At 71.8% G+C, this 25,801-nt stretch carries 28 protein-coding genes and 1 pseudogene; 19 read left to right on the top strand and 10 right to left on the bottom strand.

Annotation, left to right across the window (positions count from 1 at the left end):
- The 3 genes from ACIQ1J_RS23155 to ACIQ1J_RS23145 all read left to right on the top strand — a co-directional run.
- Nucleotides 1-139 (top strand): LPXTG cell wall anchor domain-containing protein (locus ACIQ1J_RS23155; protein ID WP_403559706.1); only part of this gene is annotated, 139 nt, incomplete at its 5' end.
- Between the two features lie 105 nt (nt 140-244).
- Nucleotides 245-904, top strand: coding sequence for a class F sortase (locus ACIQ1J_RS23150; protein ID WP_403559454.1), 660 nt, complete (start codon nt 245-247; stop codon nt 902-904).
- Nucleotides 905-1,056: 152 nt separating this feature from the next.
- Complete coding sequence (locus ACIQ1J_RS23145; RefSeq protein WP_403559451.1) at nt 1,057-2,214, top strand: SchA/CurD-like domain-containing protein; 1,158 nt, start codon at nt 1,057-1,059, stop codon at nt 2,212-2,214.
- Between the two features lie 85 nt (nt 2,215-2,299).
- On the opposite strand, the gene ACIQ1J_RS23140 is transcribed toward ACIQ1J_RS23145, so the two are convergent.
- Together ACIQ1J_RS23140 and ACIQ1J_RS23135 are read right to left on the bottom strand one after the other, a co-directional pair.
- A complete protein-coding gene (locus ACIQ1J_RS23140) occupies nt 2,300-3,328 on the bottom strand; it encodes a methyltransferase (RefSeq protein WP_403559449.1) in 1,029 nt (342 codons plus the stop codon).
- Between the two features lie 49 nt (nt 3,329-3,377).
- Nucleotides 3,378-4,451: a nitrous oxide reductase family maturation protein NosD gene (locus ACIQ1J_RS23135; protein WP_403559446.1), complete on the bottom strand. Its 1,074-nt coding sequence runs from the start codon at nt 4,449-4,451 to the stop codon at nt 3,378-3,380.
- Between the two features lie 141 nt (nt 4,452-4,592).
- Here ACIQ1J_RS23135 and ACIQ1J_RS23130 point away from each other — a divergent pair, with 141 nt between their 5' ends.
- Together ACIQ1J_RS23130 and ACIQ1J_RS23125 are read left to right on the top strand one after the other, a co-directional pair.
- Complete coding sequence (locus ACIQ1J_RS23130; RefSeq protein ID WP_403559443.1) at nt 4,593-5,387, top strand: restriction endonuclease; 795 nt, start codon at nt 4,593-4,595, stop codon at nt 5,385-5,387.
- Between the two features lie 76 nt (nt 5,388-5,463).
- Nucleotides 5,464-6,000, top strand: a complete 537-nt coding sequence (locus ACIQ1J_RS23125; RefSeq protein WP_403559441.1) for an isochorismatase family cysteine hydrolase — start codon at nt 5,464-5,466, stop codon at nt 5,998-6,000.
- A gap of 39 nt (nt 6,001-6,039) precedes the next feature.
- Here ACIQ1J_RS23125 and ACIQ1J_RS23120 read toward each other — a convergent pair whose 3' ends face one another.
- On the bottom strand, nt 6,040-6,528 hold the full coding sequence (locus ACIQ1J_RS23120; protein ID WP_403559438.1) for a DUF5949 family protein: 489 nt from the start codon (nt 6,526-6,528) through the stop codon (nt 6,040-6,042).
- 286 nt (nt 6,529-6,814) lie between these two features.
- Between ACIQ1J_RS23120 and ACIQ1J_RS23115 the strand changes: the two genes are divergently transcribed.
- The 3 genes from ACIQ1J_RS23115 (at nt 6,815) to ACIQ1J_RS23105 (ending at nt 8,373) form a co-directional block, all read left to right on the top strand.
- The gene (locus ACIQ1J_RS23115) at nt 6,815-6,949 is read left to right on the top strand and encodes a hypothetical protein (protein ID WP_403559435.1); all 135 of its coding nucleotides are present in this window, start codon (nt 6,815-6,817) and stop codon (nt 6,947-6,949) included.
- A 102-nt stretch (nt 6,950-7,051) separates the two neighbouring features.
- Entirely contained in the window at nt 7,052-7,417 is a 366-nt protein-coding gene (locus ACIQ1J_RS23110) for a transglycosylase family protein (protein WP_403559433.1), read from the top strand.
- 80 nt (nt 7,418-7,497) lie between these two features.
- Nucleotides 7,498-8,373, top strand: coding sequence for an oxygenase MpaB family protein (locus ACIQ1J_RS23105; RefSeq protein WP_403559430.1), 876 nt, complete (start codon nt 7,498-7,500; stop codon nt 8,371-8,373).
- Nucleotides 8,374-8,420: 47 nt separating this feature from the next.
- Here the strand turns inward: ACIQ1J_RS23105 and ACIQ1J_RS23100 are convergent, their stop codons facing one another.
- The 4 genes and pseudogenes from ACIQ1J_RS23100 to ACIQ1J_RS23085 form a co-directional block, all read right to left on the bottom strand.
- Nucleotides 8,421-9,386, bottom strand: a complete 966-nt coding sequence (locus ACIQ1J_RS23100; protein WP_403559427.1) for a YihY/virulence factor BrkB family protein — start codon at nt 9,384-9,386, stop codon at nt 8,421-8,423.
- 425 nt (nt 9,387-9,811) lie between these two features.
- Nucleotides 9,812-10,653: pseudogene (locus ACIQ1J_RS23095) on the bottom strand (ABC transporter ATP-binding protein).
- A 125-nt stretch (nt 10,654-10,778) separates the two neighbouring features.
- Nucleotides 10,779-11,507, bottom strand: coding sequence for a trypsin-like serine protease (locus tag ACIQ1J_RS23090; protein WP_210961263.1), 729 nt, complete (start codon nt 11,505-11,507; stop codon nt 10,779-10,781).
- 622 nt (nt 11,508-12,129) lie between these two features.
- Nucleotides 12,130-12,882 carry a sulfite exporter TauE/SafE family protein gene (locus ACIQ1J_RS23085; RefSeq protein ID WP_210961264.1) on the bottom strand — a complete coding sequence of 251 codons (753 nt, stop codon included), beginning with the start codon at nt 12,880-12,882 and terminating at the stop codon, nt 12,130-12,132.
- Nucleotides 12,883-13,213: 331 nt separating this feature from the next.
- Here ACIQ1J_RS23085 and ACIQ1J_RS23080 point away from each other — a divergent pair, with 331 nt between their 5' ends.
- The 6 genes from ACIQ1J_RS23080 (at nt 13,214) to ACIQ1J_RS23055 (ending at nt 18,426) form a co-directional block, all read left to right on the top strand.
- Nucleotides 13,214-14,386, top strand: coding sequence for an ATP-binding protein (locus ACIQ1J_RS23080; protein WP_403559424.1), 1,173 nt, complete (start codon nt 13,214-13,216; stop codon nt 14,384-14,386).
- Entirely contained in the window at nt 14,383-14,784 is a 402-nt protein-coding gene (locus ACIQ1J_RS23075) for a roadblock/LC7 domain-containing protein (protein WP_403559421.1), read from the top strand. Before ACIQ1J_RS23080 ends, ACIQ1J_RS23075 begins: the two co-directional genes overlap by 4 nt.
- Nucleotides 14,781-15,158: a DUF742 domain-containing protein gene (locus ACIQ1J_RS23070; RefSeq protein WP_403559419.1), complete on the top strand. Its 378-nt coding sequence runs from the start codon at nt 14,781-14,783 to the stop codon at nt 15,156-15,158. Before ACIQ1J_RS23075 ends, ACIQ1J_RS23070 begins: the two co-directional genes overlap by 4 nt.
- Nucleotides 15,133-15,726: a GTP-binding protein gene (locus tag ACIQ1J_RS23065; protein WP_403559416.1), complete on the top strand. Its 594-nt coding sequence runs from the start codon at nt 15,133-15,135 to the stop codon at nt 15,724-15,726. Before ACIQ1J_RS23070 ends, ACIQ1J_RS23065 begins: the two co-directional genes overlap by 26 nt.
- Nucleotides 15,727-15,741: 15 nt before the next feature.
- Complete coding sequence (locus tag ACIQ1J_RS23060) at nt 15,742-17,091, top strand: cytochrome P450 (protein ID WP_210961269.1); 1,350 nt, start codon at nt 15,742-15,744, stop codon at nt 17,089-17,091.
- A gap of 207 nt (nt 17,092-17,298) precedes the next feature.
- Nucleotides 17,299-18,426 (top strand): tryptophan dimethylallyltransferase family protein, encoded by a 1,128-nt coding sequence (locus tag ACIQ1J_RS23055; protein ID WP_403559413.1) that lies wholly within the window; start codon nt 17,299-17,301, stop codon nt 18,424-18,426.
- A gap of 100 nt (nt 18,427-18,526) precedes the next feature.
- Here the strand turns inward: ACIQ1J_RS23055 and ACIQ1J_RS23050 are convergent, their stop codons facing one another.
- From ACIQ1J_RS23050 to paaI, 3 genes are all read right to left on the bottom strand, one after another.
- Nucleotides 18,527-19,825: an NAD(P)/FAD-dependent oxidoreductase gene (locus tag ACIQ1J_RS23050; protein ID WP_210961271.1), complete on the bottom strand. Its 1,299-nt coding sequence runs from the start codon at nt 19,823-19,825 to the stop codon at nt 18,527-18,529.
- Between the two features lie 134 nt (nt 19,826-19,959).
- Nucleotides 19,960-21,306, bottom strand: coding sequence for a phenylacetate--CoA ligase PaaK (gene paaK, locus ACIQ1J_RS23045; protein ID WP_403559410.1), 1,347 nt, complete (start codon nt 21,304-21,306; stop codon nt 19,960-19,962).
- Entirely contained in the window at nt 21,303-21,716 is a 414-nt protein-coding gene (gene paaI, locus ACIQ1J_RS23040) for a hydroxyphenylacetyl-CoA thioesterase PaaI (protein ID WP_403559407.1), read from the bottom strand. The genes paaK and paaI overlap by 4 nt, the downstream gene beginning before the upstream one ends.
- A 226-nt stretch (nt 21,717-21,942) precedes the next feature.
- On the opposite strand from paaI, the gene paaA reads away from it, so the two are divergent.
- Genes paaA through paaE form a run of 5 tightly spaced genes read left to right on the top strand, consistent with a single transcriptional unit; the run spans nt 21,943 to nt 25,680 of the window.
- Nucleotides 21,943-22,920, top strand: coding sequence for a 1,2-phenylacetyl-CoA epoxidase subunit PaaA (paaA, locus tag ACIQ1J_RS23035; RefSeq protein ID WP_403559404.1), 978 nt, complete (start codon nt 21,943-21,945; stop codon nt 22,918-22,920).
- Complete coding sequence (gene paaB / locus ACIQ1J_RS23030) at nt 22,917-23,210, top strand: 1,2-phenylacetyl-CoA epoxidase subunit PaaB (RefSeq protein WP_121750802.1); 294 nt, start codon at nt 22,917-22,919, stop codon at nt 23,208-23,210. The genes paaA and paaB overlap by 4 nt, the downstream gene beginning before the upstream one ends.
- Nucleotides 23,211-23,219: 9 nt before the next feature.
- A complete protein-coding gene (gene paaC, locus ACIQ1J_RS23025; protein WP_403559401.1) occupies nt 23,220-24,047 on the top strand; it encodes a 1,2-phenylacetyl-CoA epoxidase subunit PaaC in 828 nt (275 codons plus the stop codon).
- Nucleotides 24,041-24,556, top strand: coding sequence for a 1,2-phenylacetyl-CoA epoxidase subunit PaaD (paaD, locus tag ACIQ1J_RS23020; protein WP_403559398.1), 516 nt, complete (start codon nt 24,041-24,043; stop codon nt 24,554-24,556). Before paaC ends, paaD begins: the two co-directional genes overlap by 7 nt.
- Complete coding sequence (paaE, locus tag ACIQ1J_RS23015; RefSeq protein ID WP_403559395.1) at nt 24,556-25,680, top strand: 1,2-phenylacetyl-CoA epoxidase subunit PaaE; 1,125 nt, start codon at nt 24,556-24,558, stop codon at nt 25,678-25,680. The genes paaD and paaE overlap by 1 nt, the downstream gene beginning before the upstream one ends.
- The last annotated feature ends 121 nt before the right edge of the window (nt 25,681-25,801 follow it).

The raw sequence follows: 25,801 nt of genomic DNA, 5'->3' as shown, positions 1-25,801 counted from the left end.
GCCGCGCGGCGGGATGCACACCGGAGGCGGCGGACTGGACGCGCCGACCACGACCGCGGGCGGACTGGCCGTCCTGGCCGTCGCCGGGACCGGTCTGTACGCCGTCCGACGCAGGAAGTCGGCTCACGGAACGGCCTGAGCCGTGCCGGGCGAGATAGCAGTCGGGCCGCCGCCCAGGCACCGCGTGGCGGCCCGGCGCGCTTCCCCCACCCCGTCCACCCGTGACCCAGTGAGGTGGTCCTCGATGGCAGTCCCCCCTTCCCCCGCCGACGACGAGCCGGCGCCGACCGGGTCCCGCTCGGGCATGACGGTGCTGTGCGCCGTGGCCCTCCTGGTCCTGGCGGTGAGCCTGATCGGCGGCAACGACACCTCGGCGGACTCCTCCCGCCCACCGCTCGCCGCCCAGCCCGGCACGTCGGCCCCGTCCGCCGTCGGCGAGCCGGAGACGGACCTGCCACGGTCGAAGCCGGTACGCCTGCGCATCCCGGAGATCTCCGTCGACGCCCCCTTCACCGACCTCGCCATCGGCGCGAACGGCCAGCTCCAGGCCCCGCCGCCCGACGACACCAACCTCGTCGGCTGGTATGCCAAGGGTGCCTCCCCGGGGGAGGAGGGCACCTCGATCATCGCCGGGCACGTGGACACCAAGACGTCGGCGGCCGTCTTCGCCCGCCTCGGCCAACTGGAGAAGGGCGACGCCTTCCACGTCGAGAGAGCCGACGGACGCAAGGCGTCCTTCGTGGTCGACGGCCTGGAGACCTTCGACAAGGACGACTTCCCCAGCAAGCGCGTGTACGGCGACGGGGACCGGGCCGAGGTACGGCTCATCACCTGCGCCGGCGACTACGACCGCAAGGCCAAGGACTACACGGACAACCTGGTGGTCTTCGCGCACCTCACCTGAGTCCCGAACGCGCCGACCCCGTGCCGCCCGGTCACCCGCGCAGTGCATACGAGTCGCGCGCCCGCGGGGCCGGGCACAGGATCGAGGCACGCCGGCGTCGTATCACCGCGGCCGATGTTCAGTTCCGCCCCCGCGAAGGAGATGTGCGCAGGATGACCACCACATCCATCCCTGTTTCCGAACCGTTGACGCGACAGGTGTCGCACCATGTCTCCCAGTCGGTGTTCGACGGCTCCAGACTCCGTGTCGTCCTGCTGGTGGACGTCTACGACGGGGCCCAGCAGCAGTTCCTCGAGACGTACGAGCAGCTGCGCAGCCACGTCGAGTCCGTTCCCGGGCACCTCGGCGAGCAGCTGTGCCAGTCCATCGAGAACCCCTCCCAGTGGCTCATCACCAGCGAGTGGGAGAGCGCCCCGCCCTTTTTGAACTGGGTGAGCAGCGAAGAGCACGTGCGGATGGTGAAGCCGCTGCACAGCTGCGTCCGGGACACCAGGTCGCTGCGCTTCCACGTCGTCCGCGAGACGAACCACCCGGCGGCGGGTGACGGGACCGCCCGGGGCGGGCTCCAGACGTCGCCCCGGATCGGTGACGGAGTGATCCGGCACGCGCTCACCTTCACGGTGAAGCCGGGCAGCGAGGAAGCGGTCGGGAAGATCCTCGCCGACTACGCCTCGCCCGAGCCGCGGGTCGACGACACCACACGAGTGTGCCGTACCTCCCTGTTTCTGCACGGCAACCGTGTGGTGCGGGCCATCGAGGCGCGCGGCGACCTGCTCGCGGCCCTGCGGCACGTGGCCGAGCAGCCCGCGGTGCGCGCCGTCGAGGAGGCCATCAACCCGTATCTGGAGCAGGACCGGGACCTCGGCGACCCGGAGTCCGCCCGGGTGTTCTACACGCGGGCGGCGCTGCCCGCCGTCCACCATGTGACCGCGGGGGAGGAGGATCCGGCGGCGCGGAGGCACGCGTTGTCGTACCCGGCCCGGCCGGGCCGCGGCATGCGGCTGGCCCAGTTGCTCGCCGACCGCGACGAGGCGGCGGCGGACGATCCGCGCAGCCCGGTCCTGTGCAGCACGATCTTCCAGCGCGACGACGTAGTGGTCCGGCTGGTCGACGTGAGAGGCGGTCTCGACACCGGCGATCCGGCGCTTTCCCTCGGCCTCACGGACCCGGGCCAGGTGGCCGAGCTGACGACGCTCCTGGACGACCCCGCCGGTGGCGGTGCCTCCGCACCGACGGGCGGTGACCTCGCCCGCGCTCTGGAGGGCGCCCGCATGGAACTCGTCACCGACCGCCGCTCGCCCGACGCCTGATCCGCCCCGCTCACGGCGCGCACACGTCGGCCGCCGGACCGCTGCGCGCGGTCCGGCGGCCGACGTGCCGCGTCTCCCGGTCAGCTCACTCGGGCACCGTGCAGTCGAACGCGTGCAGGTAGGGGTTGACCGGGCGGATGTCGTCGATGACGAGGCCCGCGTCGGTCAGCCGGCCGACCATGCTGTCGGTGGTGTGCTTCGCGCCGCCGACGTTGAGGAGCAGCAGCAGGTCCATGGCGGTGCTGAACCGCATCGAGGGCGTGTCGTCGACGAGGTTCTCGATGACCACGACGCGTGCCCCGGGCCCGCCCGCCACCATGACGTTGCGCAGGGCACGGGCGGTGCTGTCGTCGTCCCACTCCAGGATGTTCTTGATGATGTACACATCGGCCCGGACGGGGACGGCCACCCGGCAGTCGCCCGGCACGATCCGCACCCGGTCCGCGAGTGATCCGCCCTCGCGCAGCCGCGGGTCGGCGTTCTCCACCACCCGTGGCAGGTCGAGCAGGGTGCCGTGCATGGACGGGTACTTCTCCAGCAGGCTCGCCACCACGTGCCCCTGGCCGCCGCCGATGTCCGCGACCGACGTGCTCCCCGACAGGTCGAGGAGCGCCGCGACGTCCTGGGCCGACTGCCGGCTGGAGGTGGTCATGGCGCGGTTGAAGACCTCGGCCGACTCGGGAGCGTCCTCGTTGAGGTAGGTGAAGAACTCCTTGCCGTACAGGCCCTCGACGACGTTGTGGCCGGTGCGCACCGCCTCGTCGAGCTGGGGCCACGCGTCCCAGGTCCACGGCTCGGTGCACCACAGGGTGATGTAGCGCAGGCTGTGCGGGTCGTCCTCCCGCAGCAGCAGGGACATGTCGGTGTGCGTGAAGGTCCCGTCCTTCCGCTCGGCGAAGACGCCGTAGCAGGTCAGGGCGCGCAGCAGCCGGCGCAGCGGCCTGGGTTCGGTCTTCACCGAGGCCGCGAGGTCCTCCACGGCCATGGGGGTGTCGCCGAGGGCGTCGGCGACACCGAGCCGGGCGGCCGCGCGGAGGGCGGCGGCACATGCCGCCCCGAACACGAGCTCCCTCAGCCGCATGGGCGGGGGTGGGGCGGTCTGTGCGGTCGTCATGTGCCGCTTTCCTTCCTGCTTCGGTCCACGGGTGGCTACGGCCGGCCGGTCAGCACAGTCCCGCGGGCTTGGAGGCCCCGCAGGTGTTGCCTTCGAAGGTGTTGGTCTTGGCGGTGTCCCCGGTCTCGGGGTGGACGAGGTCGGCGGGCGAGTTGTCGCGCAGCCTGTTGCCGTTGACCTCGTTGTCCGAGTTGCCGGCGCCCACCACGCTCTTGGCCAGGACGATGCCGCCCGACATCGACGACTTGCCGGCGTTGCCCTCGACGGTGTTGTCGGCGACGAGGACCTTCTCGGCGCCGGTCAGCACGATGCCCGAACCCTGGAGCGCCTCCAGCCGGTCGGTCTTCGGGCAGGACTTGTTGTTGCGCACGACGTAGTTGTCGCGCACGACCAGGTCGCCGGCCTTGGGCTTGTTCTCGTCGCCGACGACGAACACGCCGGCGCAGTTGCCGCCGATGTAGTTGTCCGCGACGGCGAGGTTGCGCAGGCGCCGGACGGTGACGCCGATCCGGTTGCCCTCGACCCGGTTGTGCTCGACGACCGTGCCCTGGGTGTCCGCGGCGCCTTCCTCGGCCTTGATGGTGTTGGCGAGGAAGATGCCGGCGTCACCGTTGTCGCTGGCGGTGTTGTCCTTGAAGGTGCCGTGGACCGACCGCTCCTGGGCGATGCCCCAGACGCCGTTCTCCGCCGCCGTCACGTTCCGCACGGTGAGGCCGTCGGTGGCCATCGAGAACAGGCCGGTGTGCTTGAAGCCGGTCACCGTCAGGTTGGCGACGGTGACGCCCTTGACGTTCTCGTCCTCCGTCCCGACCACGCAGATGCCGTTGCCGTCCTCGGCACAGGTGTCGTCGGCGGCCGCCTTCTCGGCGCTCGGCATGATGACCGTGCCACGGCCCATGCCGCGCAGGGTGAGCCCGGGCGTGCTCACCTTGACGCTTTCGCGGTAGGTGCCTGGGGCGACGAGCACGGTGTCGCCGGGGTCGGCAGCGTCCACTGCCTTCTGGATCGATTCGCCGGGGTGGACCACGTGGGTCATGTGGCCGGCGGACGCCGGAGCCGCACCGAGCCCCGTTCCGATCATGGCTGCGGTGCACACCAGGTACACGACATGGCTTTTCTTCATATTCCGCACGTTATGCCCGAATGATTCTCACACGGGACGGATGAGCCATCCGACGGCGTGTCATGAGCGGACGGTGAACCGGTGGTTCCTGGGCAGACGGCGTAAGTGATCTTCATATCGGGCCCAGGGAGGACGACCACCGTGACCGTGCCTGAACGCCGCATACGTCCGGGACGCCCGGCGCGCCGCTTCGACCTCCGCGCGACGGCCATGCTCTTCGGGCTCGCCGCCGTCGGCCTGAGCATCCTGGGATGGGTCGTGCGGATGGCGCTCGACGTCGCGCAGCGGCGTCCCGCCTGGGCCGTCGTCCTGGTGCTCGGGGGAGTGGTGGCAGGCATCGTCTGTGCGCGCAGGAGAGCCGGGTTCTCCCCGAGAAGGCTGGCGCGCCGGACCACGGGCGCTCTGCAGGAGGCCACGGCCACGGCCCTGGACGCACTGGAGACGCCGACGGCCGCGCCGGCGGAGAAGGCGGACGGCATCGAGGAGCCCGCGACGGAGGCGGTCGTCGACCACGGGCAGCTCACTCCCGACGAGTTCGAGCAGGCGATAGCCGATCTCTGCGTACGGGACGGCTGCGCCGAGGTGGAGGTCGTGGGCGGAGCGGGCGACCTCGGCGCGGATGTCGTGGCGGTGGCTCCCGACGGCCGCCGCGTCGTCATCCAGTGCAAGCGCTACGACGACGAGAACAAGGTCGGCTCCCAGGACCTCCAGCGCTTCGGCGGCACCTGCTTCACCGTCCACGAGGCCGACGTCGCGGTCGTCGTCACCAGCAGCGACTTCACCGCTCCGGCCGTCGAGTACGCCGAGCAGTGCGGAATACTCTGCGTGAACGAGAGCCGACTGCGTGACTGGAGCGAAGGGCTGGGGCCGCCGCCGTGGGCGCCGAGTGACCTAGTGGAGGAAGCGGCGGAACCCGCGGACCGGTACCCCCGGTGACCTGCCGTGTCCTCCCCGCCCCGCCTTCGTCCCGGGAAGGGCGGATCTTTCGCCGTCCAGTGGCAACCTTGACATCATGGGCAAAATCGCGCTGATCGTCATCGACATGATCAACACCTACGATCACGAGGACGCCGACTCGCTGATTCCCGCCGTGGAGTCCGTGCTGCCGGCACAGACCGGCCTGCTGCAGCGGGCGCGGCGGCAGGGCGTTCCCGTGATCTACGTCAACGACAACTTCGGGGAGTGGCGTTCGCACCACGGTGAGATCCTCGACAAGGCCCTCTCGGGCCCGCACGCCCGCCTCGTCGAACCGCTGCGTCCCGACGACGACTCACTCTTCGTGGTCAAGGCGCGCCACTCGATCTTCTACGGGACCCCGTTGACGTATCTGCTCCACCAACAGGGGATCGACCGGCTGGTGCTGTGCGGGCAGGTGACCGAACAGTGCGTGCTCTACTCGGCGCTCGACGCCCACATCCGCCACTTGCAGGTCATCATTCCGCGCGACGCGGTCGCCCACATCCACGCCGACCTCGCGGACGCCGCGCTGCGCATGATGCAGCGGAACATGGGCGCCCGGCTGTGCGACAGCAGCGAGTTGTGGACGTGAGGCGATCCGCCGACGCGGGCACCCGCCGGTCCCGGCCCGTCAGCTCCGGAGGCTGCGCGCGGGCAGGATGACCTGCGCGGCCGACGTGAGCGTGTCCTCGTCGTTCGCGAAGGCGGCGACCGCCTCGCCGTCGCCGGGCTCTCCCTCGGACCAGGGGCGCGTGGCGAAGATCAGGCAGGCGTACCCGCGCTTGTCGACGGCCGCCCGCCACTCGGGCGTGGGGGCGAACTGGGCGTTGACACCCGGCATGGTGAGCGCCGCCGCGCCCGGTACGACCAGCAGGCTGACCGGCAGATTCGACAGGCGTGTCGCGTCGAGGACACCGCCGCCCACGGGGAGTCCGGAGTGCTGCAGCAGCCGTTCGACGGCCGCCCGGGACGCCTCCGGACCGCCCTCGCCGTCACCGAGCGAGCAGGCGAGGAGAAAAGGGACGTCGCCGTCGGGGGTCTCACGGCTCCAGGACATGATGACGAGCGTGCCGAGGTCGGCGGTTCGCAGGGGGCGCGTGTCAGCTGAGATCGAGGTCACCGCGAAACCGTAAGGGCGCGCCGGGACGCTCCCGCCCGGCTCTCACTCGACTGGCGGACGTCGTCGCGCTTCTTCACACGAACGAGGGGTGCGCGCGCTCGGTGTACGCAGGGCATCTCGGGGGCCCTGCCCAAGTTCATCGCCGGGCACTTCCCGACCGAGACCCGGGCGGCCCCCCTGGGCTTCACCCGCGCCGGAGCGCTGGGCGGCGCCGTCACTCCGGTGCCCGGGGCCAAGTCGGCGTCGGCCATGCCCTGGGGCGGTCGCTCGCGGGCTGACGCTCGTCGTGATCCTGCTGACCGGCTTCGACGTCCCCAGCCGCCCCAGCCGCCTCGTCGACCCGGAGGCGGTCCCGGACCACCTCGCCCCCGAGGCGGTGGACAGCCCGCGCCCCATGCGGTCGGCGACGCCGGGCGGGTAGGGGGCGAGGGGTGGTGAGGACGGTGGATCGTGTGCTCCGACCGGCGTAGGGAGGCGGCGGTCGACGCGCGACCTGGCCGTCACGTGGTGTAACAGTCTCTGTATGATCTGTAGACGAAATGCTCATAAGAGCGAAGTGCGCAGTTCGCGGGGTCAGGGGATCCGGACCGCGGTGGTGGTCCTGTTCGCCGCGACCGCACTGGGTACGACCACCGCAGCGGCGGCCTCGCCGTCGGTCCCCCTGCGTACCGACTGGGACGCCATCGCCGCCTGCGAGTCCGGCGGCAACTGGAAGGCCAACACCGGCAACGGCTACTACGGCGGCCTGCAGTTCGCGCGGTCGAGCTGGGTCGCGGCCGGCGGCCTCAAGTACGCTCCGCGCGCCGATCTCGCCACCCGCGGGGAGCAGATCGCGGTGGCCAAACGCCTCGCCCGCCTTCAGGGAATGTCGGCCTGGGGCTGCTCCTGACGTTCCCGCCCGGCGGACCCGGGCAGAAGTAGTCATGTGAGCCGCCCGTCCGCACCAGGGTGAAGGAGGGCTCGGCAGCCATGGGACTTCTCCCCGGGAACAGCCGTCCCGCCCCGCGCGCACGGCTCGGCGACATGATCTTCTCCAGGGTGGCGGGGCCGGAGGGGCCCGGAAACCGTGCCCGCATCCACGACACACCGGGTCCACGCTGGTTCGGTCCCGAGCGGCCGATCAGGCGGGTGCACGGGGACGCCTCGATGTTCATCGGGGGCCTGACCGCCCTGCTGCTCCAGTCCCTCCACCCCCTGGCCATGGCGGCCGTCGCCGCGCACTCCGGGTTCCGCGGTGACCCCTGGGGCCGGCTGCAGCGGACCAGCACCTTCCTGGCCGTCACCACCTATGGACCGGCCGACAGCGCACAGGAGGCGTGCGAGCGGGTTCGGGCCGTCCACGACAGCGTCCGAGGCACCACCTCCGAGGGGCAGGACTACGCCGCCGCGGATCCGCACCTGCTGTGCTGGGTGCACGTCGCCGAGGTCGACAGCTTCCTGCGCGCCCACCAGCGCTACGGAGCCCGGCCCCTCGACGACGACGAGTGCGACGCGTACGTGGCCGACGCGGCGCGGATCGCCACCGCCCTCGGCGTCCCCGACCCGCCCGTGGACCGCGCCGGACTCACGGAGCGACTGGCCGCCTACCGCGGCGAACTGCGCGCGACCGGCGAGGCGCGGAGCACCGCGCGGTTCCTGCTGCTCAATCCGCCCGTGCCGCTGCTCGCGCGCCTCCCGTACGCGGTCATCGCCGCCGACGCGGTCTCGCTCCTGCCGGGCTGGGCCTCGCGCGCCCTGTGGCTGCCCCGCGTCCCCCCGGCCGAGGGTGTGTGCGTACGCCCGCTCGGCGCGGCCGTGACCGCGGGGATCCGCTGGGCGCTCACTCCGCCCCGCGACGCAGCGTAGTTCGGGGCCGGCTTCTCCGGGCGACCCGCTCGTCACCGACGGGACCGTCAGTCGCCCGGCCCGGGATCCGGCCGCACCGGCGTGCGGATGCCGGCCCGGGCCGCCTCCAGTTGCGCGGCGAACGCGATGCCGAGGAAGAGCGCCACGGCGGTGAGGTTCGCCCACAGCAGCAGCGCGATGAAGGCCGTCAGCGGACCGTAGACGGAACCGAAGGCGCCACTGTGCCCGACGTACAGCGCGAGCAGCCAGGTCGCCGAGACCCACAGCACGAGATGGACCGCCGAGCCGAAGGCCAGCCAGGTGTAGCCGGGCTGGTCGCGGCGGGGCGACCAGCGCAGGACCACCGCCGAGGCGACCCAGGCCAGCAGCAGTCCCGCAGGCAACTCCAGCACGCTCCACCACCCGGTGCCGCCGTCCCGGCCGCCGACGGAGCGGGCCACGGCGTCCCCGACGGCCTCACCGGCGACGAGTACGAGGAACCCCAGCACCATGGGCAGGCCCGCGGTGAGCGCGAGCACCAGCGCCCTGGCGTACTTGCGGTGGACGGGGCGGTCGCGCTCGATGCCGTAGATGCGGTTGGCGCCGCGCTCGATCTGGCCCATGGCCGAAGCGAGGTTCAGTGCGGCGAACGCCAGACCCAGCCACAGTGCGAGCGTGCTCCACGCGTCACTGTCGGCACTGCGCCGGGTGCCCTCGAACGCCTTCTCCACGACATCGGCACTGGCGCCCGGCACGATCCGGCCGAGAGTGAGCTCGACGACCCGTCCCACGCCCTCGGTGTGCACCGACGTGGCGAGGCCGACGAGCACGATGGTGAACGGGACCAGGCCGAGCACCACCTGGAAGGCGAGGGCCCGCGCGTTGGTGAAACCGTCCGCGTAACGGAACCGGGCGAAGGAGTCGGTCAGCAGCCGCAGGCCGCCGTACCGGCGCAGGGCGGTCAGGGCTTCGTCGCCGGAGAGTTCGTCTCCGAGCATGTCCCGGGTCTGCGGGACGTGAACGGCGGTTCCCACGGTGCGGCTGCTCCTCGTGTCGGGGCGGGCGAGGCGGAGGTCCTCCACCCGTGCGCATGCCCCGTGAACGAGCCGGCAGCGCGCACGGGACGACCTCGTACCTCGACGGCATCGCCGTGTTGACCGGACTAACCCGTGAGTGTGCACTCGTGCCTTCCGCCACCGCCTCCCGTTTCCACCGGCCGGCGGACGGGCAGTCCCCGGCGGGGGAGCCGAGGGGCGGCCCCGGACGTCCGGTGAGCCGAAGCGTCCGGGGCCGCCCCTCGCACCGCTGGCCCTGCGAGAGGGGGCGCACGTCCGCCTGGTCCTCGTCCCGGGCGGCCAGTTCCTGGAGACGGGCCGGTTCGGTGGTGAGCAGTACGCCGCACCACACCCGTGACAAGGTCGCGGCGGCCGGCAGGCCTGGACAGCCGCGGAGCGAAGCACTACGGGGCGTGGCTTCGGCGGCTCGAGTAGGCCGACCAGCGGCCGTCGCGCCCGGACACCGTGATGTCGCGGCCGAAGCAGGCGGTCAGGAGGGAGTCGGTCAGGACACCGTTCACGGCCCCCTGGGACAGGACCCGGCCCTCGCGCAGCAGCAGGCCGTGGCTGACGGCCGGGAACAGCTCCGCCAGATGGTGGGTGACCGTCACGGTGGCCAGTCGCCGGCGCCCCTCGGCCAGTCGGTGCATGGTCTCGACGAGATCCTCGCGGGACGGCAGGTCCAGGGCGTCGAACGGCTCGTCCAGGAGCAGCAGGGCCGGGTCGGCCATCAGCGCCCTGGCGATGAGGACGCGCGCCCGCTGCCCGCCCGAGCAGACGCCGTGCGGCCGGTCGGCCAGTTCCTCGACGCCGAGTTCGGTGAGGAGGTCGTGGGCCCGGAGGCCGGACCTCCGTCGTCGTACGTCCGCCACAGGGGCTGCACGGTTCCGCTGTGGCCGGTGAGCACGACCGCGCGGGCGGTGAGGTCCTGCGGCACCCGCTGGGCGGAGCTGACACGGCCGATGCGCGCCCGGAGCTCGCGGACGTCCACCCGTCCGAGCCGGCTGCCGAGGACCTCGACGCCGCCGGTCGTGGGGTGCATGAGCGCGCCGAGCAGGCGCAGCAGGGTGCTCTTGCCGGCGCCGTTGGCTCCCAGCAGGGCCCAGTGCTCTCCTGGCCGGACCGTCCAGTCGACTCCGTCGAGGATCAGGTGGTCCGTGGTGTGGCGGCGGACGCTCACGTCCTGGAGCCGCAGGACGGCGGCCTCGTACTCGTCCACCGGTGACTCGGCTGTCTGCCCGGCCATGGCGGAGCTCCTTCGCGCGGGACGCCGATCGTTCACGGGGAACGGTAGATGCATCCACCACGCGCCTGCCGGGCCGTCCGGTTCCCGGACGGCCCGGTCCGTTCCACGCCGGAGACGGGTCAGGGTCAGACGCCCGCCACCGACTGGATCCACGAACGGTAGGCGGTCACGTTCGTGTAGGCGGTGGTGGTCTGCCGGTCGCTGGTCGAGGCGACGCCCACCTGGACGCCGCCGGCCGTCATCGGGCCGCCGGAGTCGCCGCCCGCGGTGATGCCGTCACCGGGGCGGGCGCAGATCGCCTGACCGTAGTAGGCGTCGTAGCAGCCGCGGGTGACGGTCAGGTTGGCGACCTTCAGGTACCGGGACTGGCAGTTGATCTCCGAGCCGCACCGGGAGGTGGCGCCCCAGCCGTAGACCTGCACGCCCTGGCCGACCCGCACCGTGCCCGGCTGCCCGAGCTGTGCGTAGGAGGCGGACACGGAGCGGTCGAGCCGGACCAGCGCGAGGTCCGACGAGGCGTGGGTGACGGTCTGGACGCCGCTCGCCACGGTGCCGCCGGAGCTCTGGTCGAGGCTGCCGATGCGGAAGGAGAGGTTTCCGCCGCTCACGCAGTGCTTGGCGGTCAGGATCCAGGTGGGGGAGATGATGGTCGATGAGCAGGTCTGGGTTCCGTTGGAGAACAGCCGGGCCGCCCAGGGGGCGTTCTGCGCGTAGCCGCCGCCGATGATCGGCTGGGGGCCGCCGTCACCGGGCCGGGGCTCAGCCGCGGAGGCGCTGGGTGCGAGCGCGAGGGCGGACAGCAGGGCTGCCACGAGAGCGGCCGTCAAGGTGGGGACGAGTCTGGATATGCGCAAGGCTCCTCGATTCCGACGACACGCGTGGGGGCGCGTGTTGATGTGTGGGGCGCCGCTCAGCATGTCCGGCGCGGTTACGGGGCCACCAATCCCGACTTCTCATAACGCGCCGTTATGGCGGGCCCGGGCCGGCCGGCGGAGCCAGCGGGCCGGCCCGGTGTGTCGGTCGGCCGGCGGGCGAGGCCGGTGCGTCCCTTCTGCCGCGCACGGTCACACGGTCATCAGCGGCGTCCGGGGCCGTACGGTGACCGCGGCGACGGGCCGCACCGTCCGACCGGGAGCCAGTTCCAGCCGCACCCGCCGGGTGATCGTGGCGATGGCGGTGGCGGTGGCGGTGGCGCTGACGAGTTAGGTGAGGGCGAGCCGGTCGCCGACGCACTTGTGCTTGCCCGCGCCGAAGGCGCAGGAACGCGTGCGTGGGCCGGGGCTGGTCGCTGTCCAGCCGGCGGTCGGGGTCGAACCTCAGCGGATCGCGAAAGAGTTCGGGGTCGCGGTGGAGTGCGTGTCGCCACCGCACCGCGGGCGCGGTAAGGGTGTGGGCGGGCGAGCGGCGGGGGCCCCATTCCACTTCCGGCCGCCTTTCAGCCCGCGGACCCGGGAAGGCCGCGGGCCCGCTGCCGGGTCAGCGGAGCAGCAGCTGCACGAGGGCGACGGTGCCGACCGCCACGACCAGTGTCCGCAGGACCAGCGGGCTGAAGCGGCGGCCCACTTTGGCTCCGAGATAACCGCCGAGGGCCGAGCCGACCGCGATGAGCGCGACGGCCGTCCAGTCGAAGTCCGCGGCGAAGAGGAAGAAGAGCGCGGCGACGGTGTTGACGATGGCGGCCAGCACGTTCTTGACGGCGTTGAGGCGCTGCAGGGAGTCGTCGAGGAGCATGCCCATCAGGGACAGGTAGATGATCCCCTGCGCGGCGGTGAAGTAGCCGCCGTAGACGCTGGCGAGAGTCAGGCCGGTGAACAGCAGTGGACCGCCGTCACTGCGGGGGGAGTTGCCGGTGCGTTCGCGGCGGCGTTGCACCAGCCTGCCGATCCGGGGCTGGAGTGCCACCAGCACCAGGGCCAGACCCACCAGGACCGGCACGATCGTCTCGAACGCGTCGGCCGGCAGCGCCAGCAGCAGCGTGGCGCCGGCGAGACCGCCGATGAGCGCGCCGACGCCCAGTTTCAGGATCCGCCGACGCTGGCCGCGAAGCTCCTTCCGGTAGCCGATCGCCCCGCTGATGGAGCCGGGGATGAGGCCGAGCGCGTTGGAGACCGTGGCGGTGACGGGGGACAGCCCCGTCGCCAGCAGGACGGGAAAGGTGATCAGCGTTCCGGAGCCGACGACGCTGTTGATCGCCCCGGCCCCGACGCCCGCCGTGAACACGGCGGCCATGGCCTCGGGCGTCACGCCGTGCCGCCCCGCGCCGCCCACGGACCCGGCGGGAAGGTGTCTTGTGCATCTTTCACGGGGCCGACTGTACCCACCGCCCGAGTCGGTCCTTGTGCCGGTATCAACCGGTCCTGGATGAACACTTCTTGACGTAAATTCACCTGATCACGCGGTGATACGATCACCGCGTTTGCGGAGCGGGCGGGTGGGTGAAAGACCGCATCCCCGACTTCAGGGACAGCCCGGACGGCAACCCCGGTGCGGGCAGTCCACCGGGCCGCCCGCGTAGACGGGAATCCAGCAAGCCGGCCTTCAGTCGCCTGAAGAGAGTCTTATGACGGAATACACAGGGAACCCAGTGCTCTGGGCCGCCCTCGTCGCCCTCGTCGTCGCCGCCGCGCTCATCAGCCGCCAGCGCAGGGCGGCACGAGCTCTGCGGCAGCAGGTCCAAGGGCTCAGGGATCATTACACGGAGCTGGAGAACGATTACGGGAAGTCCGTGCAGGCGGCTCAGGAGCGGGCCGAGGACGAGACGAAGACCGTGCTGAAATCGGCCATGCGGACCCTGCAGGGGCTCGCCGCCGAACAGCAACTGGTGCTCTCCCGGCTGCAGAGCAAGTACGGCGACTCGGCGCTCCTGCAGGACCTGCTGGAGATCGACCACACCAACTCGCAGTTCGGCCGGCGCGCCCAGTCCATCGCGGTCCTCTGCGACGGCTGGCTCGGCGGCCGGCGGGACACCGCATCGGTGTACGACGTGGTGCGCAGCGCCCAGGGCCGGATCCGGCACTTCCGCCGGGTGGAGATCCTCTCCCAGGTCGACTTCGGCATCACCAGCCGCGCCGTCGAACCCGTCGCCCTGGCCCTCGCCGAGCTGTTCGACAACGCCACCAGCTACTCCAGCCCGGACACCGTCGTCGAGATCAACATCCGGACCGTGCCCAAGGGCATCTGCGTCGTCGTCGACGACGCCGGTGTCGGCATGAGCGACGAGGAGCGTGCCCGCGCCGACAAGCTGCTCGCCACCGAGCGGGCCTCGGGGGTGGCGGGACTCGGCAACCCGCCCCAGTTCGGCTTCGCGGTCATCGGCCTGCTGTGCGAGCGTTTCGGCTTCGAGGTGTCGGTGGACTCCTCCTCCCCCTACGGAGGTGTACGCGCGGTGGTCCTGTTGCCGCACGAACTGCTCACCGCCATGCCGGAGAAGAAGGCCCCGGCCCCCGCCGCCCGCGGGACGGCGCGGTCCGCCCCGGACGCTGGGCCGGAGGCCGCGCTCACCTCGTCCCAGACCGATGACGGACTGCCCCGGCGGCGCCGCAAGCGCCCGATGGCCATCGTGCCCGGCAGCTCCTCCACCCCGCGCCAAGCGGGCCGCTCCGACTCCGAGCAGGCGCAGATCATGGGTGCCTTCCAGCGGGGCACCCAGACCGGCCGCGTCACCCGGACCGAGGACACGGACCGGACGAGCAGAACACCTGGTGCAAGCAGAGAAGGACATGAGGACTCGTGAACGACGATCTGTCATGGATGCTCGACAGCGCCCTGGAGATTCCCGGGGCCCTGCACGCGGTCCTGATCTCCGCCGACGGCCTGCTGATGGCCCGGACGCAGGACTTCGACAAGGACGACGCGGACCGGGTCGCCGCCGCGATGAGCGGTGTCCAGTCACTCAGCCGCACTCTTGCCTTCTTCTGTGAGGACCCGCACCAGGCGTGGCGGCAGACCCTGGTCGAGTTCGACGGCGGCTGGGTGTTCCTGATCTCCGCCGGCGAGGGCGCCTACCTCGGCGTCTCCGCCTCCCCGGAGATCGACATGGCGGACATCACCTTCCGGATGCAGCAGCTCGTCGCCCAGCTCGGCAAGCGGCTGACGACACCGCCGCGCGAGAACCTCGGCACCGGCTCATGACCGGCCGCGACGGCTGGGAGCCGGAAGCCGCCGAATTAGTACGGCCGTACGTCATCACCAAGGGACGCGGCCTGCCCGACGAGGACGACCTCTCCCTCATCACCCTGGTCACCGCCTCGGCCGAGGGCGCGCGGCGGCCGACCCGGCTGTCCCCCGAGGAGCAGAGCCTGCTGGACCTCTGCTCGGCCGGCTACCTCTCGGTCGCCGAGATCGCCGGACACACCCATTTCCCGCTTGGCGTGGTGCGGATCCTGCTGGCATCCCTCATGGAAGGCGGCTACGTCATGACCCGCCCGCCGGTGGCCCCCGCGCGCCTGGCCGACAGGGAGATCCTGGAGGAGGTGCTCAATGGGCTCCGCGCCAAGTTTGGGTGAACGGGACTACGTACGCGGCGGGGCCACCCAGACCGCGGTGAAGATCCTCGTCGTCGGGCACTTCGCGGTGGGCAAGACCACCCTCATCGGCTCCATCTCCGAGATCGAGCCGCTCTCCACCGAGGAGACGATGACGCAGGCCGCCGAGGCGGTCGACGACCTCAAGGGGGTCCAGGGCAAGACCACCACCACGGTCGCCATGGACTTCGGCCGCCTCACCATCAGCGACCGCGTCGTGCTCTACCTGTTCGGCACGCCCGGTCAGCAGCGCTTCGTGCAGATGTGGGAGGACATGGCCCGCGGCGCGCTCGGCGCCCTGGTGCTGGTCGACCCCGAGCGGCTGGCCGACTCCTTCCCCGTGATCGACCTCATCGAACACTACGGACTCGAGTACGCCATCGCGGTCAACCACTTCGACGGGTCGCCGCTGCGCGACGAGCGGGCGCTGCGCGAGGCCCTGGACCTGCTCGACGACACCCCCGTCGTCACCTGCGACGCCCGCGACGAGAAGTCCTCGGCCGCCGCACTGACCACCCTCGTCCGCTACTTGCTGGACCGCACCCGCTAGGAGCTGGGAGCAGACATGAACGCCCACGACACCGCCCCGGTGCCGCCGCCCGGGTGCCCGGCCCACGGCTCCGGCGCCCGAGTGCCGCTGCACGGGACGGAGTTCGCCGCCGACCCCCAGGCGTACTACGAGTACCTGCGCCACTACGGGGCCGCCGCGCCCGTCGAGCTGGCCCCCGGGGTCGAGGCGACGCTGGTCACCGACTACGCGGCGGCGCTCCAACTGCTGCAGGACTCCGGTTCCTTCCGCAAGGACGCGCGTCGCTGGCGGGCCTTCAACGAGGGCAAGGTGGGCCCGGACAGCCCCGTCGCGCCGCTGCTCGCCTACCGGCCCAACTGCATGTTCGCCGACGGCGCCGACCACCTGCGGCTGCGCCAGGCGGTCACCGACAGCATGGCGAAGGTGGACACCCGCCGGCTGAGCCGGAGCACCGAGCAGATCTCCGACTACCTCATCGCCCAGTTCCGCGGCCGCGGCTCGGCCGACCTGCTCGGCGACTACGCCAAGCAGCTGCCGCTGTTCGTGTTCAACGAACTCTTCGGCTGCCCCGCCGACATCGGCGACCGGGTGCTGTTCGGCATCTCCGGCATGTTCGACGGCGTCAACGCCGACAAGGCCACCGCGGTGCTGTTCCAGGCGGTGGGGGAGCTGGTCGCGCTCAAGCGGAGCAAGCCCGGTGACGACGTCACCTCCTGGCTGATGCAGCACGAGGCCGGGCTCACCGACGAGGAGATGGTCCACCAGCTCGCGCTGCTGCTCGGTGCGGGCGCCGAGCCACTGCGCAACCTCATCGGCAACACCCTGCACCGGCTTCTCACCCACGAGCGGTACGCCCGAGAGGGCGGTCTGATCGACGAGGCCCTCGACGACACGTTGTGGGAGAACCCTCCGATGTCGAACTACGCGCCGCACTACCCGGCCGCCGACACGGAACTCGCCGGACAGCAACTGCAGGCGGGCGACCTGGTCCTGGTCAGCTTCGCCGCGGCCAACACCGGCCCCGCACTCAGTGCGTCCCGCCAGGCCGGCAGCAACCGCGCGCACCTGGCCTGGAGCGCGGGGCCGCACGCCTGCCCGTCCAAGGAGCCGGCCCGGCACATCACGGTCACCGCCATCGAGCACCTGTTCAACGTACTGCCGGACGCCGAACTCGCCGTCCCCGAGGACAGCCTGACGTGGCGTCCGGGTCCCTTCAACCGGGCCCTGGCCACCCTTCCGGCCCGCTTCACCCCGGTGCGGTCCGGGCGGCGCGGTGACCCGCAGCCGGGCTCGGGGGCGGCCGAGCAGGACAAGTCGGCGGGTCCGGCCAGGCCGGCCGAACGCAACGGAATGTGGAGCCAGTTCCTCAGCTGGCTCACACGGTGACGTGCGCAACACCCTCCCAACCTGCCCCTCCCGCATGAAGGTTCAACGGCACGGGTAGTGAGCAACGCGGCATTCAAGTTGCTTACGAGTAAAAGGAGGTGTCGTGGACCACATATCCACGAACGCCGCTTTCCCGCCGCCGAACCCCCCGATACCCGCCTCCCCAGGCGGGTATCTCGCTGTGCGGCCCCGGCCGGGGACGGGCCGGTGACCGCCGCACCGACGGACACGGGCCTGCGCGGCACACCGACGCTCGGCGCTTTCACCGGCGGCCAGTTGCGAAGACTCGGCGCGGTCGCCGGCCTGTCCGGGGCCGACGTCGAGACGTATGCCCGTGTCCTGACCGACTCGCTCGGCCCGGTCGCCCAGCGGCCGCTGAACCTGCCGCCACCCAGCCGCACGTTCCTGTCCGACGACCACACCCCCGTGGAGTTCTCGCTCTCCTTCCAGCCCGGCGCGGCCCCCGCCCTGCGGGTGCTCCTGGACCCGGGCTGCGGCGCAGACAGCCTGGCCCGGGGCGGCCGTGTCGGACTCGAGGCGATCCGGGCGATGGCCCGGCGCTGGCACTTCACCACCGGGCCGCTCGACGACCTCGAGGACCTCTTCCTCCCGCCCTCACCGCAGGGTGCCCTGGCCCTGTGGTGCGCCCTGGAGCTGAGACCGGGCGGTGTGCCCAAGGTCAAGGTCTATCTGAACCCGGCCGCGAACGGGGCGGAACGTTCCGCCGGAACGGTGCGCGAGGCTTTGCACCGGCTGGGCCACCGGCAGGCCTTCGCCAGCCTGCCCCAGGGAAGCGGGTACCCCTTCCTCGCCCTGGACCTGGGGGACTGGGAGGAGCCCCGGGCGAAGGTCTACGTGCGCCACGAGGACCTCACGGCCGGTCAGGCCGGGCGGCTGTCCCGGATGTCCCCGGGACCCGGTCCCGCGGCGATCGAGGGATTCTTCCGGACGGCCGCGGGCCCCGGCCCCGACGTGAGCGGGCTCAGCGGGCGGCCCGGCCTGTCCTGCCACTCCTTCACCGACACCGCCGCGGCCCGACCGAGCGGTTTCACCCTCCACATCCCGGTCAGGGACTACGTCGGGCACGACGGGGAGGCCCTGGCACGGGTGGCGAGCGTGCTGCGCCACCACGGCATGGACGCCTCGGTGCCGGCCCGTGCCCTGGCCGCGCTCACCGACCGGCGGCCCGAGGACGGCGTGGGGCTGATCGCCTATCTGGCACTGGCCCACCAGCAGGACCGCCCGCCGCGGGTGACGGCCTACCTCTCCTCGGAGGCGTACGCGGTCAGGCCGCCGGCCGTGGAGGCCGTCCGCCACCCGGTGGCGGTGCACTGAGCGGACCCCCCGGGCACCGCAGGGCTCCCGGTGAGATCCACCGGGAGCCCTGGTCACGGACGGGGTGGCCGGGCGCCGGCGGCGGCACCGGGCGGCGCGGCTACACGGGCAGCGACTCCCGGAACTCCGCCAGATACGGGCCCACGTCGACCTGGATCGAGGCGCCCCGGGTCCGGCCGTAGCGCTCGACGATGGCGGCGAGGTACGTGCCGATCTCCTCGCGCATCTCCTTGGCCGCGGGCAGCTCGGCCTCGCCGTCGATGATCCGCGCGACCCACTGCGCCTGGGCCTCCACCAACCGGGTGATCGCTCCCACGGGGCGGACGAGTCCGACGAAGTACAGCCCCGGCCGGTCGGCCGGGACCACCCGTCTGTACAGCTCGACCGAGCCGTCCGCCGCCACCGGGCAACCGGCGGGCAGGAAGGGGAAGGTCATGTGAAATCCGGTGCAGTACACGACCGCGTCCGCCGCCACCCGGGTGCCGTCGGTGAAGACGACCTGGTCGCCGTCGAAGGAGGCGATCGCGGGCTTCGGGGTCACGGCGCCGTGCCGGATCCGGCTGAGGATCTCGTCCGAGAGGGTCGTGGCCGAGGAGAAGACCGGGTGGTCGGGCTCGGGCAGGCCGTAGTCCGCCAGCCTGCCGCGCGCGACGAGCAGGGCCTCCTCGGCCCACTTGCGCCGCTCGGCGAAGGACATCTCGTTCCACCAGGGCGCTTCGGCGATCTCGTCGAGCGACTTCCCGTACAGCTGCTTGGGCACGATGTGCAGTCCCCGGCGCACCGAGAGCACGGTCTCGGCGGCGTGCCGGGACAGGTCCGCGGCGATGTCCACCGCCGAGGCGCCGAGGCCCACCACGACCACGCGCCGGCCTGCGAAGTCGCCGCCGTCGCGGTAGTCGAGGGAGTGCAGAATCGTTCCGGTGAATGATTCGGAACCCGCCGGAAGCGGGTTGGGCAGAGCGGGGTCGGTGTGGTGTCCCGACGCGACGATCACCTGCTCGAACCGCCGCGACGCCATCGCGCCGTCCGCGTTCCGGCTGACCACCGTCCACATGCCGTCCGCGTCCCGGTCCACGGACACCGCCTCGGTCCGCAGTTCGACGTGGTCGCGCAGGCCGGACCGGTCGGCGAAGGCGCGCAGATAGGCGGCGACCTGGCTGTGCCGGGGATAGAGCGGATACGAGTCCGGCATCGGGAAGTCGGCGTAACCGGTCAGCTGCTTGGCGGTGTTGAGATGCAGCGACAGGTACCCGGGGCCCCGCTCGGCCGCCTCCGGCTGACGCCAGATCCCGCCGACGTCGGGAGCCTTGTCCAGGCAGACGAACCCGATGCCGCGCGCCTTGAGGGCGTGGGCCACCGCCAACCCCGACAGACCTGCACCGATCACACACACACGCACGGGATTTCCCCCCAGGACGGACTCAACCTCCCCCGATCATGCAGTGACTGCCCATCCGCATCCCTCCGCACACCAGCACGAGGGGCGAACAGACGTGTCGGTGCTCACGTTTCGTTTCCTCTGCCGGCCGGCGGTCACGCCTGGCGCAGGTCCCTCACCCTGCGGAGCTTGCCCAGTGAGCGCTCCAGGGCCTCCGGGTCGACGATCTCCACCTCCACGGTGACGCCCACGCCGTCCTTGACGCCCTGCCGGATCGCCCCTGCGGCGGCCGCGCGCTGCTCAGGAGCGGAGTCGGGGCGCGCCTCGACCCGTACGGTCATGTGGTCCATGCGGCCGCGCTGGGTGAGCCGGATCTGGAAGTGCGGGGCGACGCCGGGCGTGCGCAGCACGATCTCCTCGATCTGGGTGGGGAAGACGTTCACCCCGCGCAGAATGATCATGTCGTCGCAGCGGCCGGTGACCTTCTGCATCCGGCGGAAGGCGGGCCGGGCGGTGCCCGGCAGCAGCCTGGACAGGTCGCGGGTGCGGTACCGGATGACCGGGAGCGCCTCCTTGGTGAGTGAGGTGAAGACGATCTCACCCTCTTCGTCCTCGGTCAGCACGGCGTCCGTGAGCGGGTCCACCACCTCGGGGTAGAAGTGGTCCTCCCACACGTGCAGCCCGTCCTTGGTCTCGACGCACTCCTGCGCCACGCCGGGGCCGATGACCTCGGACAGCCCGTATATGTCGACGGCGTGGATGTCCATGCGCTGCTCGATCTCGCGGCGCATCTCCTCGGTCCACGGTTCGGCACCGAAGATGCCGACCTGGAGGGAGGTGGTGCGCGGATCGACACCCTGGCGCTCGAACTCGTCGAGCAGGGTGAGCATGTAGGACGGGGTGACCATGATGATCTCGGGCCGGAAGTCCTGGATGATCTGCACCTGCCGCGCCGTCATGCCGCCGGACGCCGGGATCACCGTGCACCCGGCGCGCTCGGCGCCGTAGTGCGCGCCGAGGCCTCCGGTGAACAGGCCGTAGCCGTAGGAGATGTGCACCTTGTGGCCGGGGCGGCCGCCCGCGGCCCGGATCGAACGGGCGACGACGTCCGCCCACATGGACAGGTCGCCCTCCGTGTAACCGACGACGGTGGCCCGGCCGGTGGTGCCGCTGGAGGCGTGCACGCGCCGCACGTCGGCCATCGGGACGGCGAACATGCCGAAGGGGTAGGTGTCCCGCAGGTCGGCCTTGGTGGTGAAGGGGAACCTGGACAGGTCCGCGAGACTGCGGCAGTCGTCGGGCTTCACCCCGGCGGCGTCGAACTTCCTGCGGTACAGCTCCACGTTCTCGTAGGCGTGCCGCAGCGTCGAGCGCAGCCGGTCGAGCTGGAGCTCCCGGAGCTGCTCACGGGACAGCCGCTCGGCGTCGTCCAGCAGGTCGTGGGGGAGGACCATTTCTCGGCGGGGTGCCGGGGCCGTCCCGGTCGTCGGCTCGCTGCTCATCGCGACTCCTTCGTCGTCGTGCCCGGCGTCTCGCGCGCCGTAGTGTCCCGCACGCTGCGGCTGCGTCCGCGGAACTCCGCGATCACTTCTCCGGCGCGCCGCACGGTCACGTCGTAGACGCCGCTGCGGCCGAACCGGGCGCGCTCCTCGGCGCGCGCCACCAGGACGTCGCCCTCGCGGGCCGGCGCGACGAACACGATGTCGGCGCCCGCCGCCACGGTCACCGGGCCGTGGCTGTTGCAGGCACAGGCGAAGGCGGTGTCGGCGAGCAGGAACAGGTAGCCGCCGTGGGCGATCCGGTGTCCGTTCACCATCGCCGGTGTCACGGTCATACGGAGCACGGCGCTGCCCTCGCCGTGCTCGACCAGTTCGATCCCCAGCCGCCGGGACGCCTCGTCCGCGGAGAACATCACCTCCGTGGACGTCGGCTCAGCGGCCCGCGACACCCTTCCCACCACGTGGTCCCACCACCCTGTATCCCGACCGACCATTCGGTTAGCGCATGGCCCGGCCCAGTAATCCAGCCGTGCGCTTGCCCTGTCAAGAGCGGGGGCGGCGAGGGTCCGGGTCTTGCCCGGCACCGGGAAACGCGTCACACTGGTACCGAACGAATGGTCGGTTGGGAAGCTGGTGACGATGACCACGACACACGCCGCCGAGGCGCCGCCCCCGGACGGGTTGCAGCAGCACTTCGACGCGACGATCGCGCACGACCAGCGCGTCGAACCGCGCGACTGGATGCCGGACGGCTACCGGAAGACGCTGATCCGGCAGATCGCCCAGCACGCCCACTCGGAGATCATCGGCATGCAGCCGGAGGGCGAGTGGATCACCCGGGCGCCGTCGCTGCGCCGCAAGGCGATCCTGTTCGCCAAGGTCCAGGACGAGGCCGGCCACGGGCTGTACCTGTACTCGGCGGCCGAGACGCTCGGCGCGGACCGCGAAGACCTCACCCAGCGGCTGATCGAGGGGCGCCAGAAGTACTCGTCGATCTTCAACTACCCCACCCCGAGCTTCGCCGACGTCGGCGTGATCGGCTGGTTCGTGGACGGCGCCGCGATCTGCAACCAGGTACCGCTGTGCCGCAGCTCGTACGGGCCGTACGCGCGCGCGATGGTGCGCATCTGCAAGGAGGAGTCCTTCCACCAGCGGCAGGGTTACGAGCTGCTGATGACGATGATGCGCGGCACCGACGCCCAGCGGGAGATGGTGCAGGACGCGGTGAACCGCTGGTGGTGGCCGTCCCTGATGATGTTCGGCCCGCCGGACGACGCCTCGCCCAACTCGGCCCGGTCGATGGCCTGGAAGATCAAGCGGCACAGCAACGACGAACTGCGCCGCCGCTTCGTCGACATGACCGTCCCGCAGGCCGAGAAGCTCGGCGTCACCCTGCCCGACCCCCAGCTGCGCTGGAACGAGGAGACGGGGCACCACGACTTCGGCACCCCGGACTGGGACGAGCTGACGCGCGTCATCAAGGGCGACGGCCCGTGCAACGACCAGCGGATCCGGCGCCGGCGGACCGCCCACGAGGAGGGCGCCTGGGTGCGCGAGGCGGCCACCGCCCACGCGGCCAGGCAGGCGGCCCGCACGGAGAAGGGAGCGGCGGCATGAGCGCCGAGAAGCAGGGCTGGCCGCTGTACGAGGTGTTCGTGCGCGGCAAGCGCGGCCTCAACCACGTCCACGTCGGCTCGCTGCACGCCGCCGACGACACGATGGCCCTCACTCACGCCCGCGACCTCTACACCCGGCGCAACGAGGGAGTGAGCATCTGGGTCGTGCGCTCCGAGCACATCGCCGCCTCCACCCGCGACGAGAAGGACCCCTTCTTCGCTCCCAGCGCCGACAAGGTCTACCGCCACCCGACCTTCTACGACATCCCCGACGACGTCCCCCACATCTAGGAGCAGGGCATGAGTGACGACCACGTCTACCTGACCCTGGCCGAGGGACACGAGGACGACACCCGCTGGGCCTACGGCACGGGCTTCGAGGACCCGCTGCACGGCGTCGACACCGCCGTGCCCGAGGGCGTCGACGCCGGTGAACTGGCCGCGGACTGCGTGGCCCTCGCCGACGACGCCCTGGTCTCGGCGCAGCGGCTCGCCGAGTGGGTCACGCGGGCACCGGAGCTGGAGGAGGAGGTGGCGCTGGCCAACATCGGCCTCGACCTCCTCGGCCAGGCCCGTCTGCTCTACTCGCGCGCGGGTCAGGCCGACGGCACCGGCCGCGACGAGGACGCCTACGCCTACTTCCGGGACGCCGGCGACTTCCGCAACGTGACGCTGGCCGAACTGCCCGGCGGCGACTTCGCGTTCGCCGTCGTGCGGCTCCTGGTTCTCTCCAGCTGGCGTCTGGCCCACTTCCAGCGGCTGGTGACCCACCCCGACCCGGTCCTCGCGGCGGTCGCGGCGAAGGGCGTCAAGGAACTGTCGTACCACCGGCAGTACGCCGTCGAGTGGGTCGTCCGCCTGGGCGACGGCACGGACGAGTCGCACCGCAGGACGCGCGCGGCGCTGGAGCAGGTCGCCCCGTACCTCGGCGAACTGCACACCGCGTACGACGTCCGGGACGAGGTCGCCGACGACCTGCGCCAGGTCACCGAGGCGGCCGGACTGCCCCTGCCGGTCTACCGCCCGCTGCCCGGCTCCGGACGCGCCGGCGAGCACACCGAGCATCTGGTGCCGCTCCTCGCGGAGTTGCAGGGCGTCGCCCGTGCTCACCCGGAGGCGACATGGTGACCGGTGGCCCCGCACTTCTGGACGTCCGCCGCGCCCGGCGCGTCGCCGAGCAGGTGCCCGACCCGGAGCTGCCCATGCTGACCCTCGCCGACCTCGGTGTGCTGCGCGGCGTCGAGGTGACCGGGGACGGGACCGTGGTCGCGAGCCTCACCCCCACCTACTCGGGGTGCCCGGCCATGGCCGAGATGCGGGCGGACGTCGCCGCGCGACTGCGCGACGCGGGGTACGCGCGCGTGGAGATCCGTACGGTCCTCGACCCACCGTGGACCACCGACTGGATCACCGAGGCCGGCCGCCGCAAGCTCGCCGAACACGGCATCGCCCCGCCCGGCGCCGCACCCCGCGGCCCGGTCCCCCTCGTCCTGTCGCCCACCCGGCCCACGGTGCCCTGCCCCCGGTGCGGCTCGGCGGAGACGGAGGAGACCTCCCGCTTCGCCGCCACGTCCTGCAAGGCGCTGTGGCGCTGCCGGGCCTGCCGCGAGCCGTTCGAGTACGTCAAGGAGATCTGATGGCCCCGACCGCCCCCGCCTCGGCGACCGCGTCCGCCTCGGCACCGCCGGCACGCACCCGTCGCCGTCCCGCCTTCCACCGCCTGCGCGTCGCCGCCGTCCAGCGGCTGTGCGCGGACGCGGCGGCCGTGAGCTTCGAGATCCCAAACGAACTGGCCGAGGAGTTCGCCTTCGCCCCGGGGCAGTCGCTCACCCTGCGGCGCGAGGTCGACGGCCGGGACGAGCGCCGCTCGTACTCGATCTGCGCACCGGCCGGTACGGTCCCGCGCATCGGTGTCCGGGTGGTGCCGGGCGGCGTGTTCTCGTCGTGGCTGGTGAGCGAGGTGCGCCCGGGTGACACCGTCGAGGTGATGGCCCCCACCGGCTTCTTCACGCCCGACCTGACCACGCCGGGGCACCACGTGCTGATCGCGGCCGGCTCGGGCATCACGCCCATGGTGTCCATCGCCGAGTCGGTGCTGGCCGCCGACCACCGCTCGGCCGTCACCCTGTTCTACGGCAACCGCCGCACCGACACGGTGATGTTCGCCGACGAACTGGCCGACCTGAAGGACCTCCACCCGACCCGTTTCCACCTGGCCCACGTGCTCTCCCGCGAACCCCGCGAGGCCGAGGTGCTCTCCGGCCGCCTGGACGCGGAGCGGCTCTCGGCGCTGGTCGACTCCCTGGTGGACGTGGACGGCGCGGACCACTGGTGGCTGTGCGGCCCGCAGGGCATGGTCGCCGACGCCCAGCAGGTCCTGACCGGCCTCGGCGTCCCGGCGGACCGCGTCCACCGGGAGCTGTTCCACGCCGACGACGAACCCGTGCGGGAGGTCCGCCATGAGGAGGCCGGCCTTGAGGGACCCGTCAGCGAGGTCACCATCACCCTGGACGGCCGCTCCACGACCTCCTCCCTCTCCCGCGAGCGGAGCGTCCTCGACGGCGCCCAGCAGACCCGCCCCGACCTGCCCTTCGCCTGCAAGGGCGGCGTCTGCGGCACCTGCCGAGCCCTGGTCACGGACGGCAGCGTCGACATGCGCCGCAACTACGCGCTCGAAGCGGCCGAGGTCGACGCCGGCTACGTCCTGACCTGCCAGTCGTACCCGGTCTCGGAGAAGCTGACCGTGGACTACGACAGCTGAGCCCGCGGCATTCTTCGGTGATCGGGCGAACACTATGAACGCAATGATCGAAGGGGTGGCCCCGGCCTCGGCGGGTTCCTAACATCCCGGCTCGCAGCGCAACTTCGCGCCGAGCACGTAC

Source organism: Streptomyces sp. NPDC097107, assembly GCF_044762405.1.
GTDB classification, from domain to species: Bacteria; Actinomycetota; Actinomycetes; order Streptomycetales; family Streptomycetaceae; genus Streptomyces; species Streptomyces thinghirensis.
The sequence above is the reverse complement of the archived record's forward strand: the minus strand, read 5'-3'. Positions and strand labels throughout refer to the sequence as shown.

Coding starts and splice junctions, on each gene's coding strand:
- paaI (WP_403559407.1), bottom strand. CDS start 21,716: ATGTTCTCCGCGGACGAGGCGTCCCGGCGGCTGGGGATCGAACTGGTC.
- paaA (WP_403559404.1), top strand. CDS start 21,943: ATGACCACGACACACGCCGCCGAGGCGCCGCCCCCGGACGGGTTGCAG.
- ACIQ1J_RS23065 (WP_403559416.1), top strand. CDS start 15,133: ATGGGCTCCGCGCCAAGTTTGGGTGAACGGGACTACGTACGCGGCGGG.
- ACIQ1J_RS23070 (WP_403559419.1), top strand. CDS start 14,781: ATGACCGGCCGCGACGGCTGGGAGCCGGAAGCCGCCGAATTAGTACGG.
- ACIQ1J_RS23110 (WP_403559433.1), top strand. CDS start 7,052: ATGATCTGTAGACGAAATGCTCATAAGAGCGAAGTGCGCAGTTCGCGG.
- paaD (WP_403559398.1), top strand. CDS start 24,041: ATGGTGACCGGTGGCCCCGCACTTCTGGACGTCCGCCGCGCCCGGCGC.
- paaB (WP_121750802.1), top strand. CDS start 22,917: ATGAGCGCCGAGAAGCAGGGCTGGCCGCTGTACGAGGTGTTCGTGCGC.
- ACIQ1J_RS23140 (WP_403559449.1), bottom strand. CDS start 3,328: ATGACGACCGCACAGACCGCCCCACCCCCGCCCATGCGGCTGAGGGAG.
- ACIQ1J_RS23150 (WP_403559454.1), top strand. CDS start 245: ATGGCAGTCCCCCCTTCCCCCGCCGACGACGAGCCGGCGCCGACCGGG.
- ACIQ1J_RS23125 (WP_403559441.1), top strand. CDS start 5,464: ATGGGCAAAATCGCGCTGATCGTCATCGACATGATCAACACCTACGAT.
- ACIQ1J_RS23085 (WP_210961264.1), bottom strand. CDS start 12,882: ATGGCCGCCGTGTTCACGGCGGGCGTCGGGGCCGGGGCGATCAACAGC.
- ACIQ1J_RS23145 (WP_403559451.1), top strand. CDS start 1,057: ATGACCACCACATCCATCCCTGTTTCCGAACCGTTGACGCGACAGGTG.
- ACIQ1J_RS23105 (WP_403559430.1), top strand. CDS start 7,498: ATGGGACTTCTCCCCGGGAACAGCCGTCCCGCCCCGCGCGCACGGCTC.
- ACIQ1J_RS23080 (WP_403559424.1), top strand. CDS start 13,214: ATGACGGAATACACAGGGAACCCAGTGCTCTGGGCCGCCCTCGTCGCC.
- ACIQ1J_RS23135 (WP_403559446.1), bottom strand. CDS start 4,451: ATGAAGAAAAGCCATGTCGTGTACCTGGTGTGCACCGCAGCCATGATC.
- ACIQ1J_RS23060 (WP_210961269.1), top strand. CDS start 15,742: ATGAACGCCCACGACACCGCCCCGGTGCCGCCGCCCGGGTGCCCGGCC.
- paaK (WP_403559410.1), bottom strand. CDS start 21,306: ATGAGCAGCGAGCCGACGACCGGGACGGCCCCGGCACCCCGCCGAGAA.
- paaE (WP_403559395.1), top strand. CDS start 24,556: ATGGCCCCGACCGCCCCCGCCTCGGCGACCGCGTCCGCCTCGGCACCG.
- paaC (WP_403559401.1), top strand. CDS start 23,220: ATGAGTGACGACCACGTCTACCTGACCCTGGCCGAGGGACACGAGGAC.